Origin of the sequence: Aurantimonas sp. E1-2-R+4 (assembly GCF_036549515.1) — a bacterium.
Lineage (GTDB): Bacteria > Pseudomonadota > Alphaproteobacteria > Rhizobiales > Rhizobiaceae > Aurantimonas > Aurantimonas coralicida_A.
In genome coordinates, this window is sequence record NZ_JAZHLK010000001.1 from 204,479 (window position 1) to 224,105 (window position 19,627).

General features: G+C 63.2%; 22 protein-coding genes. 14 read left to right on the forward strand and 8 right to left on the reverse strand.

Going from position 1 to position 19,627, the window contains the following annotated elements:
* Positions 1-66: 66 nt before the first annotated feature.
* Positions 67-1,542 (reverse strand): multicopper oxidase family protein, encoded by a 1,476-nt coding sequence (locus VQ045_RS00955; RefSeq protein ID WP_331828845.1) that lies wholly within the window; start codon positions 1,540-1,542, stop codon positions 67-69.
* Between the two features lie 117 nt (positions 1,543-1,659).
* Positions 1,660-1,971 carry an ArsR/SmtB family transcription factor gene (locus tag VQ045_RS00960; protein WP_331828846.1) on the reverse strand — a complete coding sequence of 104 codons (312 nt, stop codon included), beginning with the start codon at positions 1,969-1,971 and terminating at the stop codon, positions 1,660-1,662.
* A gap of 101 nt (positions 1,972-2,072) precedes the next feature.
* On the opposite strand from VQ045_RS00960, the gene VQ045_RS00965 reads away from it, so the two are divergent.
* On the forward strand, positions 2,073-2,495 hold the full coding sequence (locus VQ045_RS00965; RefSeq protein WP_331828847.1) for a YeeE/YedE family protein: 423 nt from the start codon (positions 2,073-2,075) through the stop codon (positions 2,493-2,495).
* A gap of 5 nt (positions 2,496-2,500) precedes the next feature.
* Complete coding sequence (locus tag VQ045_RS00970; RefSeq protein WP_331828848.1) at positions 2,501-2,941, forward strand: DUF6691 family protein; 441 nt, start codon at positions 2,501-2,503, stop codon at positions 2,939-2,941.
* Positions 2,942-3,059: 118 nt separating this feature from the next.
* On the opposite strand, the gene VQ045_RS00975 is transcribed toward VQ045_RS00970, so the two are convergent.
* The gene (locus VQ045_RS00975) at positions 3,060-3,395 is read right to left on the reverse strand and encodes a c-type cytochrome (RefSeq protein WP_331828849.1); all 336 of its coding nucleotides are present in this window, start codon (positions 3,393-3,395) and stop codon (positions 3,060-3,062) included.
* Between the two features lie 499 nt (positions 3,396-3,894).
* Between VQ045_RS00975 and VQ045_RS00980 the strand changes: the two genes are divergently transcribed.
* On the forward strand, positions 3,895-4,725 hold the full coding sequence (locus tag VQ045_RS00980) for a DUF2189 domain-containing protein (RefSeq protein WP_327622172.1): 831 nt from the start codon (positions 3,895-3,897) through the stop codon (positions 4,723-4,725).
* A 60-nt stretch (positions 4,726-4,785) separates the two neighbouring features.
* Here VQ045_RS00980 and VQ045_RS00985 read toward each other — a convergent pair whose 3' ends face one another.
* The 5 genes from VQ045_RS00985 to VQ045_RS01005 all read right to left on the reverse strand — a co-directional run bounded on the left by VQ045_RS00985 (position 4,786) and on the right by VQ045_RS01005 (position 9,322).
* A complete protein-coding gene (locus VQ045_RS00985; protein WP_327622171.1) occupies positions 4,786-5,187 on the reverse strand; it encodes a cytochrome C oxidase subunit IV family protein in 402 nt (133 codons plus the stop codon).
* Positions 5,188-5,196: 9 nt separating this feature from the next.
* Entirely contained in the window at positions 5,197-5,919 is a 723-nt protein-coding gene (locus VQ045_RS00990) for a heme-copper oxidase subunit III family protein (protein ID WP_327646093.1), read from the reverse strand.
* Positions 5,920-5,932: 13 nt separating this feature from the next.
* Positions 5,933-6,637 (reverse strand): cytochrome c oxidase subunit 3, encoded by a 705-nt coding sequence (locus VQ045_RS00995; protein ID WP_327646094.1) that lies wholly within the window; start codon positions 6,635-6,637, stop codon positions 5,933-5,935.
* The gene (ctaD, locus tag VQ045_RS01000; protein WP_327646096.1) at positions 6,634-8,409 is read right to left on the reverse strand and encodes a cytochrome c oxidase subunit I; all 1,776 of its coding nucleotides are present in this window, start codon (positions 8,407-8,409) and stop codon (positions 6,634-6,636) included. The genes VQ045_RS00995 and ctaD overlap by 4 nt, the downstream gene beginning before the upstream one ends.
* Positions 8,410-8,494: 85 nt before the next feature.
* On the reverse strand, positions 8,495-9,322 hold the full coding sequence (locus VQ045_RS01005) for a cytochrome c oxidase subunit II (protein WP_331828850.1): 828 nt from the start codon (positions 9,320-9,322) through the stop codon (positions 8,495-8,497).
* Between the two features lie 390 nt (positions 9,323-9,712).
* On the opposite strand from VQ045_RS01005, the gene VQ045_RS01010 reads away from it, so the two are divergent.
* The 11 genes from VQ045_RS01010 to VQ045_RS01060 all read left to right on the forward strand — a co-directional run bounded on the left by VQ045_RS01010 (position 9,713) and on the right by VQ045_RS01060 (position 19,623).
* Positions 9,713-10,891 (forward strand): ABC transporter substrate-binding protein, encoded by a 1,179-nt coding sequence (locus VQ045_RS01010; protein WP_442879813.1) that lies wholly within the window; start codon positions 9,713-9,715, stop codon positions 10,889-10,891.
* Between the two features lie 151 nt (positions 10,892-11,042).
* Positions 11,043-11,969 carry a branched-chain amino acid ABC transporter permease gene (locus tag VQ045_RS01015; RefSeq protein ID WP_327622166.1) on the forward strand — a complete coding sequence of 309 codons (927 nt, stop codon included), beginning with the start codon at positions 11,043-11,045 and terminating at the stop codon, positions 11,967-11,969.
* Positions 11,966-12,988: a branched-chain amino acid ABC transporter permease gene (locus VQ045_RS01020; protein WP_331828851.1), complete on the forward strand. Its 1,023-nt coding sequence runs from the start codon at positions 11,966-11,968 to the stop codon at positions 12,986-12,988. The genes VQ045_RS01015 and VQ045_RS01020 overlap by 4 nt, the downstream gene beginning before the upstream one ends.
* Positions 12,985-13,740: an ABC transporter ATP-binding protein gene (locus VQ045_RS01025; RefSeq protein WP_331828852.1), complete on the forward strand. Its 756-nt coding sequence runs from the start codon at positions 12,985-12,987 to the stop codon at positions 13,738-13,740. Before VQ045_RS01020 ends, VQ045_RS01025 begins: the two co-directional genes overlap by 4 nt.
* On the forward strand, positions 13,740-14,438 hold the full coding sequence (locus VQ045_RS01030; protein ID WP_331828853.1) for an ABC transporter ATP-binding protein: 699 nt from the start codon (positions 13,740-13,742) through the stop codon (positions 14,436-14,438). Before VQ045_RS01025 ends, VQ045_RS01030 begins: the two co-directional genes overlap by 1 nt.
* Positions 14,439-14,474: 36 nt before the next feature.
* Complete coding sequence (locus tag VQ045_RS01035) at positions 14,475-14,933, forward strand: cupin domain-containing protein (RefSeq protein ID WP_331828854.1); 459 nt, start codon at positions 14,475-14,477, stop codon at positions 14,931-14,933.
* Positions 14,934-14,964: 31 nt separating this feature from the next.
* Positions 14,965-16,227, forward strand: coding sequence for a flavin-dependent oxidoreductase (locus VQ045_RS01040; RefSeq protein WP_327622161.1), 1,263 nt, complete (start codon positions 14,965-14,967; stop codon positions 16,225-16,227).
* A 106-nt stretch (positions 16,228-16,333) separates the two neighbouring features.
* Entirely contained in the window at positions 16,334-17,092 is a 759-nt protein-coding gene (locus VQ045_RS01045) for an SDR family NAD(P)-dependent oxidoreductase (protein WP_442879816.1), read from the forward strand.
* On the forward strand, positions 17,089-17,634 hold the full coding sequence (locus VQ045_RS01050; protein ID WP_331828856.1) for a MarR family winged helix-turn-helix transcriptional regulator: 546 nt from the start codon (positions 17,089-17,091) through the stop codon (positions 17,632-17,634). Before VQ045_RS01045 ends, VQ045_RS01050 begins: the two co-directional genes overlap by 4 nt.
* Positions 17,631-18,464: an enoyl-CoA hydratase family protein gene (locus VQ045_RS01055; protein ID WP_331828857.1), complete on the forward strand. Its 834-nt coding sequence runs from the start codon at positions 17,631-17,633 to the stop codon at positions 18,462-18,464. The genes VQ045_RS01050 and VQ045_RS01055 overlap by 4 nt, the downstream gene beginning before the upstream one ends.
* A gap of 4 nt (positions 18,465-18,468) precedes the next feature.
* Positions 18,469-19,623, forward strand: coding sequence for an acyl-CoA dehydrogenase family protein (locus VQ045_RS01060; protein ID WP_331828858.1), 1,155 nt, complete (start codon positions 18,469-18,471; stop codon positions 19,621-19,623).
* The last annotated feature ends 4 nt before the right edge of the window (positions 19,624-19,627 follow it).

Genomic DNA, 19,627 nt, shown 5'->3' on the forward strand with positions numbered 1-19,627 from the left:
GGTCGCTGGCGGTGCGGCCCTGTGGGCCGCCGGTTCGAATGGCCCCGCGCCGGCTACCCTGATACGCTAAACTTGTGTCGTAAACTGCCCCATCATCCCGGCGTCTTCATGTTCCAAAATATGACAGTGGAAGACGAACGGCAGTCCCTCGCTGGTTTCGGCGTCAATGGAAACCGCGAGTTCGGCCTCCCCGTTCACCAGGACTGTGTCCTTCCATCCCCGTTCCTCGGGGCGTGGTTCGCGGCCGCCGTTCCTCAAGACCTGGAACTTCGCGCCATGGACGTGGAACGGATGCGCCATCTGGTTGGCAACGACGCTCCAATGCTCCTTTGCGCCGACCGGCGTTGAAAAATCGACGCGGTCGATCTCGTAAGGTTTGCCGTTGATGGTCATCACCGGGGAGCCGCCGAGCAGACCGCGCACCATGTTCATCGGCCCCATGCCTTCGTCAAGGAGGAAACGACGCCGCGCGCCGGTTGCCGCGATGGCAACCATGGAGCCCGGCAGGCGCTCCGGCATCGTGGTGACGGCGGCTTCCTGGCTGTCTTCGGGCACAAGCGTCAGGAGGACTGCGCTCCCGGCATCGCCGCCCATGCCGCCCATCATACCGCCCATGCCCATGGATGATTGCGATGCCGCCATAAGGCGGTCTTCGCCAAGCCTCAGGTCGACCAGTAGTTCAACGCGTTCGCCGGGTGCGATCAAGACCCTGCTCACTTCTACCGGCGCATCGAGCAGGCCTTGATCGACACCGATAAGGACGAGCGGCCGGCCGCTCTCGAGCGACAGATCGAAGGGACTCGAAGTCGCCGCATTGATTAAACGCAGCCGCACCAGACCGCGCGGCGCCTTGGCAATCGGCCGAAGCTGACCATTGACGAGCACCGCGTCGCCGCGAAAGCCGTGCATGACGTCCATCATGCCTGGTTCGTAGACCGCTCTGCCCGAACTATCGAAACGCTTGTCCTGCAGGATCAACACGAAATCGTCGACGCCGTAGGTCCTGGGAAGTTCGATGCCGGCCTCGTCGTCGTCCTGGAGGATCACGGCACCGGCCAACCCTGCATAGACATCGGGCGCTGTGCGGCCGTGAACATGGGTGTGATACCAGTGCGTTGCAGCCGGTTGGTTGACTGGTAGCTCGACGTCACGGCCAGCGCCTGGAGCGGTTTCGGTGCCCGGGCCGCCATCCGCCGAACTGGGGACTGTCAGGCCATGCCAATGGAGGGTGATCGGTACATTGACGCCGTTCTCGATTCGAACCGGGATGTTCGTTCCGCGCCGCAGCAGAACCGTCGGCCCGAGATAGGTCTGATTGAACCCCATGGTCGATGACGGAGCGCCGCCGGCGAAAACCGTCGTCCCGGCTGTGGCCTCGAGACGGATCGGGCCGGACCGCGCGTCCAGTAGTGGCGGAAGGCTAAGTTCCTCGCCGTCCACCTGTCCCGCAGCCGTCTGGGCATTCGCAGCCGAGACCAGGCCCGAAGTTGCCAGCCAAGCGAGAAGCGAGGAGCCGCTCATCAAAAGTTCACGTCGGTTCATATCAAATCTTTCTCAGCGCGGGGCCGTCCGCTGATTTGCAGGATCGGCATCGCACCTGAAGGAACTGCCGCCGCGCAGCGAGCCTTTGCGAGAACCGAATTCGAGGAAGTGCTGGCGTCACAGTGCGGCGTGCCGCTTCCTGTGCGTACAGAATACATCATACAGGCTCGCCATGATCGCGCGAACTTCGTCGCTTGCGAGAGAGTAGAAGATCGTCTGGGCGTCACGTCGGGTGGTGACCAATCCACCAGCCCGAAGCTTTGCCAGATGCTGCGACAAAGCGGATTGGCTGAGGCCGACCTCGGATACGAGGACTCCGACCGACGCTTCGTCCTCGGCGAGCTTGCAAAGAATGCGTAGCCGATGGGCGTTGCCCATGAGTGCGAGAATGGCCGCCACGCCGGCGGCACGCGCATCCAACTCGGACATATTAGATTTGACTACTTTAGACATGATTCATATATGGGCTTCCTACGGCCACCAGTAAAGAGTCGATTGTCAAAGGGAACCGCGCGATGCCACCGTCCACCATGACCGAGTTCACCCCCTGGGCCTCCTTATTCGGAGGCGGGCTGATCGGCTTGTCAGCGGTCATGGTCATGGCATTCTTCGGCCGCGTCGCGGGCATTTCCGGGATAACTGTCGGCGCCTTGCCATCCATCCGCTCTGATTGGAGCTGGCGCTTGGCGTTCTTGATCGGCCTAGTGGCCGCGCCGCTCCTGCTCGTCTTGCTCACGGGTGAGCCGGTCGTACAAACCGTTTCCGACAATCTGGGCGTGATGATCCTGGCCGGGCTGCTGGTCGGCTTCGGGACGATCTGGGGTTCTGGTTGCACCAGCGGTCATGGTGTCTGCGGTCTGGCGCGGCTGTCGAGGCGATCACTTGTTGCGGTCGGGACCTTCATGACGACAGCGTTCCTCACGGTCCTTTTCCTCCGGCACATACTCGGGTGACGAACATGCGATTTGTATTGGGACTTGTGTCGGGCCTCGTCTTCGGTCTGGGTCTGGTGATTTCCGGCATGTCGGATCCCGCGAAGGTTCTCAACTTCCTGGATGTATTCGGCTCGTGGGACCCGAGCCTTGCCTTCGTCATGGGCGGCGCATCCCTGACCACCTTCGTCGGCTACCGGCTGATCTGGCGGCGTGAGCGGCCCTTGATGATGCCGCGCTTCGAAATCCCGACGCGTGCGGATATCGATGCGCCGCTTTTGACAGGCGCGGCGATATTCGGCATCGGCTGGGGAATCGGCGGTTTCTGCCCCGGCCCCGCCTGGACAGCCTTGCCGCTGGCTGCGCCGGGCACGCTCGCTTTCCTGCCGGCGATGCTGACCGGAATGCTGGCCGGCTTATGGATCACATTGCGGCTGAGGGCCAAAAAGCCAAGATTTGCGACCTGACTTGAAGCAGTCGTGCCACACGCACCCCTCGCGATTCTTAAACGAGGGGTCGAACCTTGCCGCGCACCGACACGGGCTTGACGGCGTCAAACCAAGCGGACTGGCCCTGAGCCGCGCCTCACTTCGCGCTGTCGACTGGGGTCTTCAGATAGGCGATCAGATCCGTCATATCCGCGTCCGTCATCGACCACCGCGGCATCACTGGATCAAGGCGCTCGCCGCCGGGATCGATGCCGTCGGTGATGGCCCGTCGCAGCGTGTCGTCGGTATAGTCGTCATGATCGCCATGACTCTCGGCCGCGCCTTCCGTCCCGGCAGCCTCATCGTGCTCGCCGAACAAGGCGGCGGCTGTCAGCGGCGGCGCCGACTGCCAGAAACGTGGCATCAGCCGCCCGCCACCCCGATCCGCGCCATGACAGGCGACGCATCCGCCGCCGGACATCATCATATGCATGCTTCCGCCCTGAGGCGCGATCGGCTGGCCCGAAGCACTGGTCGCGGTGAAATAAATTCGCTCGCCATTGCTTCGAAATTCGGACGGCCAAGCGCCGCGATCGGTCAAAGGGCCAGAGCCGAATAGCCGCACGCCCGCCAGCACGACAAGCAAAACCATTGCGATGCCGACTACTCTGACGATGCGCGACGATAAGGACCGATGTTGTCGAAGCATTTGGTGTCATTCTCCCGCATCAAAACCGCGTGACTGGCATCGGCATGTCTTATCCCTGGCGGACTGCCCCAGCAACGCTCCCGTTGCTCGGACTGACGATTATCACTTGAAATGGCCTGGCGGTCGATCATTCCGCTCGAATGGCGCAGGGGGCGACAAATCTGCCGCTGGGGCGTATGCTGATCAACGGTGCAGGTCGCGGTTTCGCGTGACCCAGTTGCGTACGCAAAACGGCAGCACCATGAACCGCGGCCATACCAGACCTGATTCAGGAGGAATGGTCATGGCCAATTTTCATGTTCTCGAAGGCGGCGAGAAAACCGTCGCTCGTCCCGTCGTGCGTCAGATTGAGATCGCGGACGTCTTCGATGCACTGCGTCGCGGATTCGACGATTTCTGGGAAAAACCCTCGCATTACGTGTTTTTGTGCCTGATCTACCCGGTGATGGGTTTGATCCTGATCACTTGGTCCTCGGGCGGCAATGCACTGCAGCTCATCTATCCGCTGATGTCCGGTTTCGCCCTCCTCGGTCCCTTGGCGGCGATTGGCCTTTACGAAATCAGTCGGCGGCGGGAACTCGGTCTCGATACGTCCTGGCTGCATGCGCTCGAGGTGCGCAACTCCCCCGCCATTCCGGCGATCATTGCCGTCGGTCTGTTGCTCCTCGGTCTGTTCATCGCCTGGATTTTCACGGCGCAGGCGCTCTATCAGTGGCTCTACGGTTCGGCGGAACCAGCCTCCATCACCGCTTTCATCTATGACGTCCTGACGACGGGCCGCGGGTGGGCCCTGATCATCCTCGGCAACTTCCTCGGTCTGCTGTTCGCCCTGGTCGTCCTCAGCACCACCGTCGTCGCATTTCCGCTGCTTCTCGATCGGGACGTGGGTGCCTATGCGGCCATTCAAACATCGGCGGAAGTCATGCTCGCCAACCCGGTCCCAACCATGCTGTGGGGATTGATCGTCGCGGCCGGCCTGCTCATCGGTTCGCTACCGCTTCTCGTCGGCCTGGCGATCGTCATCCCGGTTCTCGGGCATGCGACATGGCACCTTTACCGCAAGGCTGTTGTGCCGCCAGTTGCCGATGCCGAGAAGCGGGTCGCACCTCGCTGAGCTGTGCTCTGGAGCAGACCGGCGCGCCAGGCGCCGGTCTTCGGCAATGGGATAAGAGCCTTACGGGCCAACGCCGAAAAATGTTATGCGCGTCAGCAGCGTGTACTCGGATTCAAAAACCATCATCGCGGTAAACACGAGCACCGCCAGCGGCGGCAGCAGGATCGCATAGGTCAATGCCAACCGCTCCCAAGCGATGTGCATGAAGACGGCGACGATCAGCCCCGCCTTGAGCATCATGAACAGCAGGATCAGCGACCATCTGAGATAGCCCTGAAGGCCGGCGTAATCGACGAGATACGAAAACGCGCTGAGCACGAATAGGCTACCCCACACCACCAGATAGAGTCTGATGGGATGCTGCTGATGTCCTTCGGCGGCAGGCGCTTCCGCCGGAATGGGGTCGTGGGCATCGCCCGCCACTTCAGGATGGCCCCGGTTGTCCACTGTGATGTCGGTCATGTCCGCTCCTCACCAGAGATAGAAAAATGCAAAGATGAACACCCACACCAGATCGACGAAGTGCCAATAGAGCCCCATGATCTCGACGCTCTCGTACTGGCCTTTCCGGCTGGTGAAAAAGCCGCGCCGCCCGGTATCGTAATCGCCGCGCCAGACCTTGCGCGCGACGATCAGCAGAAAGATCACGCCAAAAGTGACGTGGGTGCCGTGGAAACCGGTGATCATGAAGAAGCTCGCGCCGAACTGCTCGGCGCCCCAGGGGTTGCCCCACGGACGGACGCCCTCCGAAATCAGCTTCGTCCACTCGAAGACCTGCATACCGACGAAGGTCGCGCCGAGCGCAGCAGTAAGAAGCAACAGGGCGGCGGTCTTCTTTCGCTGGCGCTGGTAGCCGCAATTGACCGCCATCGCCATGGTGCCGCTCGATGAGATCAGCACGAAGGTCATGATGGCGATCAGGATCAGCGGCAGATGCGCCCCCCCAATCTCGAGAGCGAACACTTCGCTCGCATTGGGCCATGGCACTCGCGTCGACATACGGGCGGTCATGTAGGACAAGAGGAACGTTCCGAAAATAAAGGTGTCGCTGACGAGGAAGATCCACATCATGGCCTTCCCCCAAGAGACGCCCTTGAAGGAGCGTTGATCGGAGGCCCAGTCCGCCAAAACGCCCCGCCATCCTATAGGCCGGTGCTGTGCCCGGCTCGCGTTCGTCAGAATGGTCTCGGTCATCCGCCCGGCCCTCCTAAATCAACAACTGGCGGCAAACGGCAATGAAATCAGCCGCCCAACCTGCCAGGAGAACGAATACGGCCAGCCAGATGACAAGCAGGAAGTGCCAGTACATGGCGCAGAGTTCGATGTTGAGGCGAAGCCGCTCCGGTCGATCCCTGCCCCATGCTCCCGCGGCCGTCCGGCCGAGAGCGACCAAGCCGCCAATGATGTGGAGCCCATGCAATCCGGTGATCAGGTAGAAGAAGCTGTTGGCGGGATTGCCAGCCAGAACATATCCGTCGGCAACCAACTGCCGCCACGCGATGAGTTGCCCGATCAGGAAAATAACGGCGGCGAGACCGCCGACCATCAATCCAAGGCGCATGAGATCGCGTTGGTCACTGCGAGCGGCGATCAGCGAAAATTGCAGCGCGACGCTGCTGAGGACCAGTACACCGGTGTTGAGCCACAATAGGCCGGGCATCGGCAATGGACGCCAATCCGACAGCTCCATGCGCATGAAATAGGCGCTGGCGAACAGCGCAAACAAAGCACCGATGACGGCGAGGAAAACGCCCAATCCGATCTTGGCTGTCGGAAGGGTGGATCGGTCGGAACCCTCAAATCCGCCAAGCGGACCTTGCTCGAGCCAGGGTTTGGCCGTCATTCGTTGGTGAGACAGCCACCAAGCGGCGAATCCGGCCATGACCAAGAGAAAGACCAGAATGACGCTCATCGCGGCGCCTCGGCGAGACCCAGGGCACCGGGATCGTTCTGTGCCAGAAAATCCTGCTCGGCGTTCGGAACGCTGTAATCGTAGGCCCAGCGATAGACCACCGGCAGATGCTTGCCCCAATTGCCGTGCGGTGGCGGCGTCTCGGGCGTCTGCCACTCCAAAGTGGTGGCCCGCCAAGGGTTGCCGCCAGCGTCCCGGCCGTTGCGAATGCTCCAGATCAGGTTGAAGAGGAAGACGATCTGGGCGAAGCCGACGATGAAGGCCATGACGCTGATGAAGGCGTTCAAGGTTTGGACCGAGTCGGGAATGAAGGCTGTTTCCCCCAATTCGGGATAACGCCGCGGGACGCCCACCAACCCCACGTAATGCATCGGAAAGAAGATCAGATAGGCACCGAGGAAGGTGACCCAGAAGTGGAACTGGCCGAGCACCTCGTTCAGCATTCGCCCGGTGACCTTCGGATACCAGTGGTAGATCGCCCCAAAGATCACCAGGATCGGCGCAACCCCCATGACCATGTGGAAATGCGCCACCACGAACATCGTGTCGGACAGCGGCACGTCAACGACCACATTGCCCAGGAACAGTCCCGTCAGGCCACCGTTCAGGAAGGTGACGATGAAGGCCAGGGCGAACAGCATCGGCAGGGTCAGATGAATGTCGCCCCGCCACAGGGTCAGCACCCAATTATACACTTTGAGGGCGGTAGGAACGGCGATGATCAGCGTCGTGGTGGCGAAGAAGAAACCGAAATACGGGTTCATGCCGCTGACATACATATGATGGGCCCAGACGACGAAGCTGAGCGCCCCGATGATGACGATCGCCCAGACCATCATGCGATAGCCGAAGATGTTCTTGCGCGCGTGCGTCGAGATCAGGTCGGAGACGATGCCGAAGGCCGGCAGCGCGACGATGTAGACCTCGGGATGACCGAAGAACCAGAACAGGTGCTGGAACAGGATCGGGCTACCGCCGCCATAGCTGAGTTGCTCGCCCATCTCGACCAGCGCGGGCATGAAGAAACTGGTGCCGAGCACCCGGTCGAACAGCATCATCACCGAGGCGACGAAGAGCGCCGGAAAGGCGAACAAAGCCATTACCGTGGCGGTGAAGATGCCCCACACCGTCAACGGCATCCGCATCAAGGTCATGCCTCTGGCGCGGCCCTGGAGGACGGTCACGACATAGTTCAGGCCGCCCATGGTGAAGCCGATGATGAACAGGATCAGCGAGACCAGCATCAGAATGATGCCGGCGCCCTGACCGCCCGGCGTGCCGCCGAGGATGGCCTGCGGCGGATAGAGCGTCCAGCCGGCGCCGGTCGGACCGCCGGGTGCGAAGAAACTGACGACCAGCACGAGCACGGCGAGGAGATAGATCCAGTAGCTCAGCATATTGGCGTAGGGAAAGACCATATCCCGCGCGCCGACCATCAACGGAATCAAGTAGTTGCCAAATCCACCGAGGAACAGCGCGGTCAACAGATACACCACCATGATCATGCCGTGCATGGTGACGAACTGGTAGTAGGCTTCCGGCGTGATGAAGTCGAAGGTGCCGGGAAAGCCGAGTTGCAGCCGCATCAGCCATGACAGCACCAGGGCGACGAGCCCGATGGCGAGAGCTGTGGACGAATATTGGATGGCGATGATCTTGGCGTCCTGCGAAAAGACGTATTTCGTCAACCAGCTTTTCGGGTGGTACAGTTCGACATCCGCGACTTCGGCGGGCGGGATCGCTTCGCCGCCGCCTGACGTGACATCGACCATCGCTCTGCCTCCCTGTTCCGTCCGGCGCACCCTGTTGTCCTGCCCCGGATTGCTGGGGTTTATCTCGGCGCTGCCGCCGCCCTGCTCACCGTTTGATCTCGCCCACCGAACTGACCTGCTCGGGCGTCGACAATTGCGCGAATGTCGATTGCTCCTGGAGCCAGGCGACGTAATCCTCTTGCGTGTCGACCACGGTGATGCCGCGCATGAAGCCATGCCCGATGCCGCAGAGTTCGGCGCAAAGAATCTCGAAACTGCCGGTCCGCGTCGGGGTGAACCAGAAATAGGTGACGCTGCCTGGGACCATATCCATCTTCGCCCGGAACTCCGGGACGTAGAAATCATGCAGCACATCGATGGAGCGCAGCAGCATCTTGACCGGCTTGCCGATCGGCAGATGCAAATCGGCTGCCTCAATCACGACGTCGTCCTGGCCGGCCGGATCGTCGGGATCGATGCCCAAGGGGTTGTCCGGCCCGATCTTGCGATTGTCGGATCTGCCCAACCGTCCGTCCTCGCCGGGGAGGCGAAAGCTCCACTGCCACTGCTGGCCGACGACCTCGACTTCGGTCGCGTCATCGGGAACAGTGACGAATTGCCCCCACACCACCAGCCCCGGCGCCAGCATCGCCGCAACGCCCAGCGCGGTCGCGGCCGTGAGCCAGGTCTCGAGCTTTTTATTTTCCGGCTCGTACGCGGCCCTGGATCCCTCCTTGTGGCGGAAGCGAAAGACGCAATAGGCCATGAACAGGACGACGGCGACGAAAACGAAGCCCGTAATCCAGAAAGTGACGATGATGGTTGTGTCGATATAGCCCCAATTTGAGGCAATAGGTGTCCACCACCATGGGCTCAGAAGGTGAAACAGCACCGAGCCGACAGCGACGAGAACGAGCACGAGCGCAATGGCCATGGTACCCCTCCCCACCTCGCACTGGCCTGAGAGGTCCAGCGAGATGACGGTGGCACTATAGCGTGATTCCGGGATGAATTTCCAGAGCCGCGACAATAATCGTCAAGTTGACGCGGTTTCCCCTCCGGAAGTTTCGCGAGCTTCCGTTGGACGCCCGTGGGAGCGGCATTCCAGCGCGGTGGCGCTTCGCAGTGCACAAAAATTCATCGGGCAAAAAATATGACCAGCGTCTGTTGCCAGCAGATATTTTATGCGTAAACTAATTTTGGTGTGGGGGCGGAAATTCCGATGTCCACTGATTTCCGGCGCGGATCGTCAACGCTTGCGCCGGCCCGATCTCCGGCTGGGGACGGACCATTGTTAGCGACCTTTTTGAATGGAGATCAAGAGATGAGTTCGATCCGCACCGCCACTATCGCCCTTATGACTGCGACCACCTTGTCCGGCGCGGCGATGGCGCAGACCGCCGACGACGGAAAACTGAAGATCGGCCTGATGTTCACATTGAGCGGGCCCGCCGCGGTGCTCGGAGAGCAGGGCCGTGACGGCTTCCTGCTTGCGGTCGAGAAGATGGGCGGCAGGCTCGGCGGCCTGGAGACAGAGATCACCACCGTCGACGACGAGCTGAAGCCCGATATCGCCGCCAACAAAGCGCGCGAACTGGTTGAGCGCGACGATGTCGACTTCGTCGTCGGCCCGATCTTTTCCAACATCCTGATGGCGATTAACAAGCCGGTGACAGACGGTGGCGCCTTCCTGATCAGCCCGAATGCCGGCACCTCGAATTTCGCCGGGGCCGAGTGCAACAAGAATTTCTTCGTCACCTCCTACCAGAACGATCAGGTCCACGAGGTTCTCGGCAAATATGCTCAGGACAAGGGCTACAAGCGCCTGTTCCTGCTCGCCCCGAACTATCAAGCGGGCAAAGATTCGCTGGCCGGCTTCAAGCATTCCTACAAGGGCGAGGTGGTCAACGAGATCTACACGCCGCTCGGCCAGCTCGATTTCTCGGCCGAGCTCGCGCAGATCGCCGCCGAGCAGCCGGACGCCGTCTTCACCTTCATGCCGGGCGGCATGGGCGTGAACCTCGTCAAGCAGTATCGGCAGGCCGGGCTCGACAACATTCCGTTCCTGTCCGCCTTCACCGTCGATGAGACCACCCTGCCCGCCCAGCAGGATGCGGCCGTCGGCTTCTACGGCGGCGCCAACTGGGCGCCGGACATGGACAACGAGCAGTCCAAGGCCTTCGTCGCCGCCTACGAGGAAAAATACGGCAGCGTTCCAGGCACCTACGCCATGCAGGCCTACGACGCTGCGCAGCTGATTGACAGCGCGGTCAAGGCCGCCGGCAAGCTCGACGACAAGGATGCTTTGCGTTCGGCGCTTGAGGCAGCCGACTTCCAGTCCCTGCGTGGCGATTTCAAGCTCGGCAACAACCACTACCCGATCCAGGACTTCTATCTGGTCAAGGTGGCCAAGCGCGACGACGGCAAATACCAGACGCAGATCGCCGAGAAGATCTTCGACGACTACCAGGACAACTACGCCGCCGAATGCAAGATGCAGTAGCGGCCCGCTCGTGAAGCCGGCCGGGCGAAAAACCCCGGCCGGCGCCGAGCGGGTGTTCGATTTTGATGTCGAGCGCCGCCGTTCTGGACTGGCGGTGCCGGGATGGCATCATGGCCGCTTGCCGCGATGAACGAGCCGCCGAAGGGCACGGATGTTCAACCTCTTTCTTCTCCAGGCGCTGAACGGGATCCAACTCGGCATCCTCTTGTTCCTCGTCGCCGCCGGGCTGACACTGATCTTCGGTGTCATGGACCTGATCAACCTGGCGCACGGCGTTCTGTACATGGTCGGCGCCTATCTGGCTGCGACCTTCACCGCCTTCACCGGTGACTTCTTCCTCGGGCTGGCCCTCGCCCTTCCGGCGACGCTCGCCTTCGGCATCGTTCTGGAATTCCTGATCTTTCGGCGACTCTACGACCGCGATCACCTCGATCAGGTGCTCGCTACTTTCGGGCTCATCCTGATCCTCAATGAGGGGGTGAAGATGATCTGGGGCGCGGCACCGATGAGCGTGCCGATCCCCGATATCCTTTCTGGCTCGATGCCGCTCATCGGCAACATGCGCTATCCGTTCTTCCGGGTTGCGATCATCGCCTCCGGTCTCGTCACTGCCCTTGGCCTTTATCTGATGGTCAATCACACGCGGATCGGCATGCTGCTCAGGGCCGGCGCCACCAACGGACCGATGGTCTCGGCGCTCGGCGTCGACATCGGCCGGCTGTTCATGATCGTCTTCGGCCTCGGGGCAATGCTGGCGGGCTTTGCCGGCGCCATGGTCGCACCGATCCTTTCCGTCGAGCCCGGCATGGGCGACAGCGTCCTGATCCTGACCTTCGTCGTCATTGTCATTGGCGGCGTCGGGTCGGTCCGTGGCGCTTTCGTAGCAGCCATCCTCGTCGGTCTGGTCGACACGCTCGGCCGCACCTTCGGGCCGATCCTGTTGCGCAGCCTGATGGACCCGTCGGCCGCTTCGCAGACCGGCCGAACCCTGGCGCCGATGCTGATCTACATCCTGATGGCGGCGGTCTTGTTCTTCAGGCCCTCCGGGCTGTTTCCGACCAAAGGGACCGTCCAATGACCTCGGGCCTGTCGGACGCTGCTGTCTCCAATTCGCTGATCGACGTCGGAGCCGTTCGTCGCCCGCTCCTCGGCCGTCACGGCTCCAGTGTCGCGGCCGCAGTGATTTTCGCCGGTCTCGGGCTCCTGCCGGTGCTGGCATGGGCGCTGAACGATCCGTTCCTGCTCGTTACCGCCACCCGCCTGACGATCTTCGCAATCGCGGCGCTCTCGCTCGACCTCGTACTCGGCTACGGCGCGATGGTGTCCTTCGGCCATGCGGCCTTCATCGGGCTCGGAGCCTATGCCGTCGCGATCCTGGCGGCGAACGGCATCGAGGACATTTTGCTTCAGACGCTCGTCGCTATCCTGGTTTCAGCGCTCTTCGCCCTGATCACCGGGGCGATCTCGTTGCGGACCAAGGGCGTCTATTTCATCATGATCACCCTCGCCTTCGGCCAAATGGCGTATTTCTTCATGGTCTCGCTGTCGGCCTATGGCGGCGATGATGGCATCACCCTCGCCAACCGCTCGACGCTGTTCGGTACGGACTTGTTGGAGAGCGATCACGTCCTCTTCTACGGTGCGCTCGGTTTCCTCGTCGCCGCCTTTGTCGGCCTGAGAGCGCTGGTCGCCTCACGCTTCGGCAGGGTGCTGCGGGGAACCCGCGACAATCGGCTTCGCATGCAGGCGATCGGCTTTGCCCCGTTCCCGTACCAACTGACCGCCTATGTCATCGCGGGTGCGATTGCCGGCGTCGCTGGCGTCTTCCTCGCCAATCAGGCCGAGTTCGTCTCTCCCGCCTACATGACGTGGCAACGCTCGGGCGAGCTGATCGTCATGGTCGTCTTCGGCGGCATGGGAACCCTCGTCGGCGCGATCGCCGGGGCGATCGCGTTTCTGCTGCTGGAGGATTGGCTGGCGCAGTTTTCCGAACACTGGAAGCTCTGGCTCGGCATTCTCCTCGTGCTCCTCGTCCTCTTCACCCGCGGCGGCATCGCCGGATTCGTTTCCCGTCTATCCGGGGGAGCGCGGTCATGACGACACCGTTGCTCGAGGTCCGCAATCTCAGAAAATCCTATGGCGCACTCGCTGTTACCGATGATGTCAGCCTCGATGTCGCACCCGGCGAACTCCATGCAATCATCGGACCGAACGGGGCCGGCAAGACGACGCTGATCCATCAGCTCTCGGGAAGCCTCCGCAGCAATTCGGGCACCGTCCACTTCGCCGGCGAAGACATCACCCGGCTCGGCATGGCCGAGCGGGTGCACCGCGGCCTTGCGCGCTCCTTCCAGATCACCTCGATCCTCGATGGCTTCACGGTCCTGGAAAACGCCGCGATGGCCGTCCAGGCGCGGTCGGGCTCGAGCTTCCGCTTCTTCGCGCCGGCGGCGCGCGAATCCCGGCTCAACGACAAGGCGTTGGCGGCGCTGGCGCGCGTCCGGCTGGAGGACCGGGCGGAGCGCCGCGCCGGCAGCCTGTCGCACGGCGAAAAACGCCAGCTCGAAATTGCAATCGCGCTCGCTACGGGCGCGCAGCTGCTTCTGCTCGATGAACCGCTCGCGGGCACTGGCCACGAGGAGTCCGCCGTGCTCGTCGCGCTGATGCGGGAGCTGAAGTCCACGCACACCGTCGTTCTCGTCGAACACGACATGGAGGCGGTGTTCGCTCTCGCCGACCGGGTGAGCGTTCTCGTCTATGGGCGGCTGATCGCCACCGGCACCCCGGAGGAGGTGCGCCTGGACCCCGAAGTGCGCAGTGCCTACCTCGGCGAAGAGGAGGCCGCCTGATGTTGGCGATCGAAGGGCTGGAAAGCGGCTATGGCGACTCCCGCATCCTGTTCGGGATCGATCTCACCGTCGCGGCGGGCGAGGTCGTCACGCTGCTCGGCCGCAACGGCATGGGCAAGACCACGACCGTCAGATCCCTGTTCGGGCTCTTGAAGCCGCGCGGCGGCCGAATTCTCATCGACGGCGACGACGTCACCGGGCGCCCGCCCCACGTCATCGCCAAGCACGGCCTTGGCCTGGTGCCGGAAGGCCGACAGATCTTTCCGACGCTGTCGGTCGAAGAGAACCTCGTGGCGACCCATCGCGCCGGCACGGGGCCCGCCCAATGGACGCTGACCAAAATTTACCGGCTGTTCCCACGCCTTCAGGAACGCCGGCACAATATGGGCAACCAGCTGTCCGGGGGCGAACAGCAGATGCTGGCGATCGGCCGCGCGCTGATGACCAATCCCCGCCTCGTCGTTCTCGACGAGGCCACCGAAGGTCTCGCCCCGCTCATTCGCGAGGAGATCTGGACCTGCCTCGCCGCCATCAAGGATGCCGGGGCGGCGATCCTCGTCATCGACAAGAACGTCGACGCGCTCGCCCGTTTTGCCGACCGACACGTCGTCATCGAGAAGGGCCGCGTCGCCTGGACCGGAACGACGGATGAACTCAGGTCGACGCCGGAGATCAAGGACCGGTTTCTGCATGTTTGACACTGACCAACTCGCAACGTCGAAGGGAGATATTCGATGACGATCATGACCGCCGGGGTGACCAAGGCCGACGAAGGCATCGACGGCATCCGCTGGAACATCCTTGGCCAGACCTACATCCCGAAACACCACTGCGAGAGTTCGCTGTCCTGGCACGCGACGTTTCCCGCCGGCACCTTCGTGCCGCCGCACATCCATCCGACCCAGGACGAGTTCATCTACATGTTTCAGGGTCGGTTGGACCTGGTCCTCGACGGCCAGGAAACCTTCGCTCAACCGGGCGATACAATCCGCCTGCCACGCGGCATACCGCACGGTATCTTCAATCGCAGCGATGCCGACGTGAAGTGTCTGTTCTGGGTTTCGCCGGCGCGTCGGCTCTACGATCTCTTCTGGGCGCTACACAATCTGGGGCCGGCGGCCGATCCGGCCGAGGTCGTCGCCATCTCCGCCAAGCACGAGGTGGATTTCCTGCCGCCGCCAGATGCCGAGTGATCCACACGGCCCCAGGACTGGAGGACAGACCATGAAAGTGATCATCGTCGGGGCCGGCATCGGCGGTCTGACCACCGCGCTGATGCTGCACAAGCGCGGCATTCGGGCCGAGGTCTACGAGCAATCTCCCGAGGTTCGCGAAGTGGGGGTCGGCATCAACACCCTCCCCCATGCAATCCGGGAACTCGCCGAGGTCGGGCTGCTGCCGGCGCTCGACAAGGTCGGCATCCGCACCCGCGAGCTGGTCTACTATAATCGCCAGGGCCAGGAGGTCTGGCGCGAGCCGCGCGGCACGGACGCCGGCCATCCGGTGCCGCAGTTCTCGATCCATCGCGGACGGCTGCAGAAGGTCATCCACGACGCCGTGATCGAGCGGCTCGGGCAGGAGTCAGTGAAGACCGGGCTGAGCCTTTCCGGGTTCATGCAGGACGAAGGCGGCGTGACTGCGCATTTCACCGACGCGGTGAAGGGCGACGCCGGGACGACGGTGCGGGGAGATATCCTCGTTTGCGCCGACGGCATCCATTCGGCCGGCCGGCGTCACTTCTACCCTGACGAGGGAGCACCATGCTGGAACGGCGTCCTGATGTGGCGCGGCGCGGCCGAGTGGACATCATGGGGCGACGGTCGGACGATGGCGATCGGCGGCGGCATGGGCGCCAAATTCGTGCTCTATCCCATCGCCGAACTCGGCGACGGCAAGCAGCTGATGAACTGGGTCGTCAACGTCAAGATGGCCGACGGCAAGACCTCGCCGCCGCCGAAGGAAAGCTGGTCGCGACCGGCGTTGCGCTCGCTGGTGCTGCCCTACGCCAAGCGCTTCACCATTCCCGATTTCGATGTCGCCGCGCTCGTCGAGGCGACGCCGCAGGCTTTCGAATATCCGATGTGCGACCGCGATCCCCTGCCCCGCTGGACCTTCGGGCGGGTTACGCTACTCGGCGACGCGGCCCATCCGATGTATCCGGTCGGCTCCAATGGCGCCTCGCAGGCAATCCTCGACGCCCGCTCCCTTGCCGACGCCCTGCACCGCGCCGAGCACCCCTGCCAGGCCCTGTGGGAATACGAACGAGAGCGGCTGCCGACGACCGCCGAGGTGGTGCGACTCAACCGCAAGGGCGGCCCCGAGCGGGTCATCGACGAAGTCGAGAAGCTGGCGCCCGGTGGCTTCGATCAGGTCGATTCCGTGCTGAGCCGCGCCGAACGCCAGGCAATCGTCAGCGGCTATGCGGGAAAAGCCGGCTTCGCCGCTCAACCAGGCGGTCAGGCGGAGCGCAGAGCCGCCAACGCCTGAGACGTGTTGTCCCGTGACAGGACGGGCCATGCAGGATGCCGATTGCAAGTCCGATTTATTAGTTTAATGTTAAAATAGTTTCCGGATGCAGGATGATCCCGTGACCATCGAACGACGGCCCCGACATATCCTCGTTACCGGCGCCTCCCGCGGCATCGGGCGGGCGATCGCCGAGCGCTTTGTCGCTTCTGGCGATACGGTGACAGTGCTCGCACGCTCTCAAGATGGCGCCGAACAGGTCCGCGCCGAACTTGGAGCCGCGGCCGCGGTCGCGGCGGACGTCACCAACGCCACCGCCTTGGAAGAGGCGCTCGACACCGCCGCCACACGCTCTGGCCCCATCAACATCCTGGTCAATAACGCCGGCGGGGCCGAGACCGCACCGGTCTCCCGGCTCGATGTCGACCAGCTACGCCGGATGATGGCGCTGAATGTCGAGCCGGTGCTGACCGCCATACGCTCGGTACTACCGGCCATGAAGGAGCGCGGCTTCGGCCGGATCGTCACGATTGCCTCGACCGCCGGGCTCAAGGGCTATTCCTATGTCGGGGCTTATTGCGCCGCCAAACACGCTGTTGTCGGGCTCACCAGGGCGCTGGCGCTGGAACTCGCGCCGACGGGCATAACCGTCAACGCCGTCTGTCCGGGCTACACGGACACCGACCTCGTGTCGGGGTCGCTCGATCGGCTGGAGCAGAAGACCGGGCGCGCGCGCGCCGACCTTCTCGCCGAATTCACCGGCGCCAATCCTCTCGGGCGGCTCATCCGTCCCGACGAGGTGGCGGACTGCGTGCATTGGCTGGCTGGCGCCGGCGCCTCGGCAATCACCGGCCAGGCGATTGCGGTCGCGGGAGGTGAGCTGTGAGCAACGCCCGACGCGAGACGGTCGACCCGATCGATGCCGAATCCAAGGTGCGCGAAAGTCCGCTACACCACCGCGCCGAATTGCGGCTTTGGCTGCGCTTGCTGACCTGCGCCAATTTGGTCGAGGCCAAGATCCGCAAACGGCTGCGCGAGGAGTTCGACACCACGCTTCCGCGCTTCGATCTGATGGCGCAGCTCGAGCGTTCGCCGGACGGCATTCTCTTGGGCGAGCTGTCCCGCCGGATGATGGTCTCCAACGGCAATGTGACGGGGCTGGTCGATCGTCTCGTCCAGGAAGATCTCATCGAACGTCAGGTCTCCGAGATCGATCGCCGTGCGGTCCGTGTCCGCCTGACAGCCAAGGGGCGATCGGTTTTCGCGACGATGGCGGAGGCGCACGGCAACTGGATCGCCGAGATGCTCGGGGAACTTGCTCCGGCCGAGCAGGAGGCGCTCTGGAACCAGTTGGGCGATCTCAAGGCCTCCGTGCGCAAGGCCAGCAATAGCGCACGGACGCCGACCGTCCGCGGAGAGAAGTCATGAAGTACCAGAACGCCATCGCCGCGCCGCTCGCCGATTTCGCGCCGGAGCATTTTCGATTATCGATCGATGGCGGGATCGCGACCGTGATGTTGAACCGGCCGGAGCGGAAAAACCCGCTGACCTTCGAGAGCTACGCCGAGCTGCGCGACACCTTCCACGCGCTGCGCTTCGACGACACAGTGACCGCCGTCGTGCTCACCGGCGCCGGCGGGAATTTCTCCAGCGGCGGCGACGTTTTCGAGATCATCGAGCCGCTGACCAAAATGAGTGCCTCTCAGCTCCATGCCTTCACAACGATGACCGGCGATCTGGTCAAGGAGATGCGGGCCTGTCCGCAGCCGGTGATCAGCGCGATCGAGGGCGTGTGCGCGGGTGCTGGCGCGATCATGGCCATGGCGTCTGATATGCGCGTCGGAGCGGCAGGTGCGAAAGTCGCGTTCCTGTTCAACCGCGTCGGACTTGCCGGGTGCGATATGGGCGCCTGTGCGATCCTACCACGCATCGTGGGCCAAGGCCGCGCCTCGGAATTGCTCTACACCGGCCGCTTCATGACGGCCGAAGAGGGCGAGCGCTGGGGATTCTTCAACCGCCTCACCGACAAGGGTGGCGCGCTCGATGCCGCCATGGAGATGGCTAAGGCGCTGACCGAAGGGCCCACCTACGCCAATTCGATCACCAAGCGGATGCTGCAGATGGAATGGGCGATGGGTGTCGACGAGGCCATCGACGCCGAGGCGATCGCCCAAGCGCTGTGCATGAAGACCGGAGACTTCCGCCGCGCCTTCGAGGCCTTCGCCGAAAAGCGTCAGCCAGTCTTCGAGGGAAACTGAGCCGATGGCGGACAAGAGCTTCCTCGCCTGGCCGTTCTTCGAGGAGCGTCACCGCCGGCTGGCGGACGAAGCCGAGCGCTGGGCGGCCGACAATATCGCCGCTCTCGCCGATCATCATGACATCGACGGCAGTTGTCGCCGGCTGGTCGAGGCGATGGGCGCGGCCGGCTTTCTCGCTCATGCCGCGCCGGAGGACGTTCGTTTCGACGTCCGCAGCCTGTGCATCCTGCGCGAGACTTTTGCGCGTCACGACGGCTTGGCCGATTTCGCCTTCGCCATGCAGGGCCTCGGTACGGGCGCCCTGACCCTCTCCGGGTCCGACGCGCTGAAGCGGCGCGTTCTGCCGGGCGTTCGCGCCGGCGAGACCATCGCCGCCTTCGCCCTGACCGAGCCCGAGGCGGGGTCGGACGTTGCCCAGATCGCGCTGAAGGCCACGCCCGCCGGCAACGACATGATCCGGCTCGATGGCGAGAAGATCTGGATTTCCAATGGCGGCATCGCCGATCATTACGTGGTCTTCGCGCGGACCGGCGAAGCACCAGGCGCGAAGGGGCTGTCGGCGTTTTTCGTGCCGGCCGACACGCCGGGCCTCGTGATCGCCGAGCGGCTAGAGACCATCGCGCCGCATCCGCTGGCACGCCTGACATTCGACGACTGCTGTATCCCAACGACGAACCGCATCGGCAATGGCGGTGACGGCTTCAAGATCGCCATGGCGACGCTCGATGTGTTCCGCTCCACCGTCGGCGCCGCCGCGCTCGGCTTTGCTCGCCGCGCCCTCGACGTTACACTGGATCGGGCGCGCAGCCGCCAGCTTTTCGGCGGACCGCTTGCCGATCTGCCGCTCACCCAAACCGCGTTGGCGGAAATGGCGACGGCCATCGATACCTCCGCCCTCCTCGTTTACCGCGCCGCCTGGACCCGCGACGCCGGCGCGCCGCGGATCACGCGCGAAGCCGCGATGGCCAAGATGGTGGCGACCGAAAACGCCCAGGAGGTCATCGACCGTGCCGTGCAGATCCACGGCGCCGAAGGGGTGCGTTCCGGCTCGGTTCCCGAGACGCTCTATCGCGAGATCCGCGCGCTGCGAATCTACGAAGGCGCCACGGAGGTCCAGAAACTCATCATCGCCCGCCAACTCCTGTCGCAAGTTGCTTGAGGAG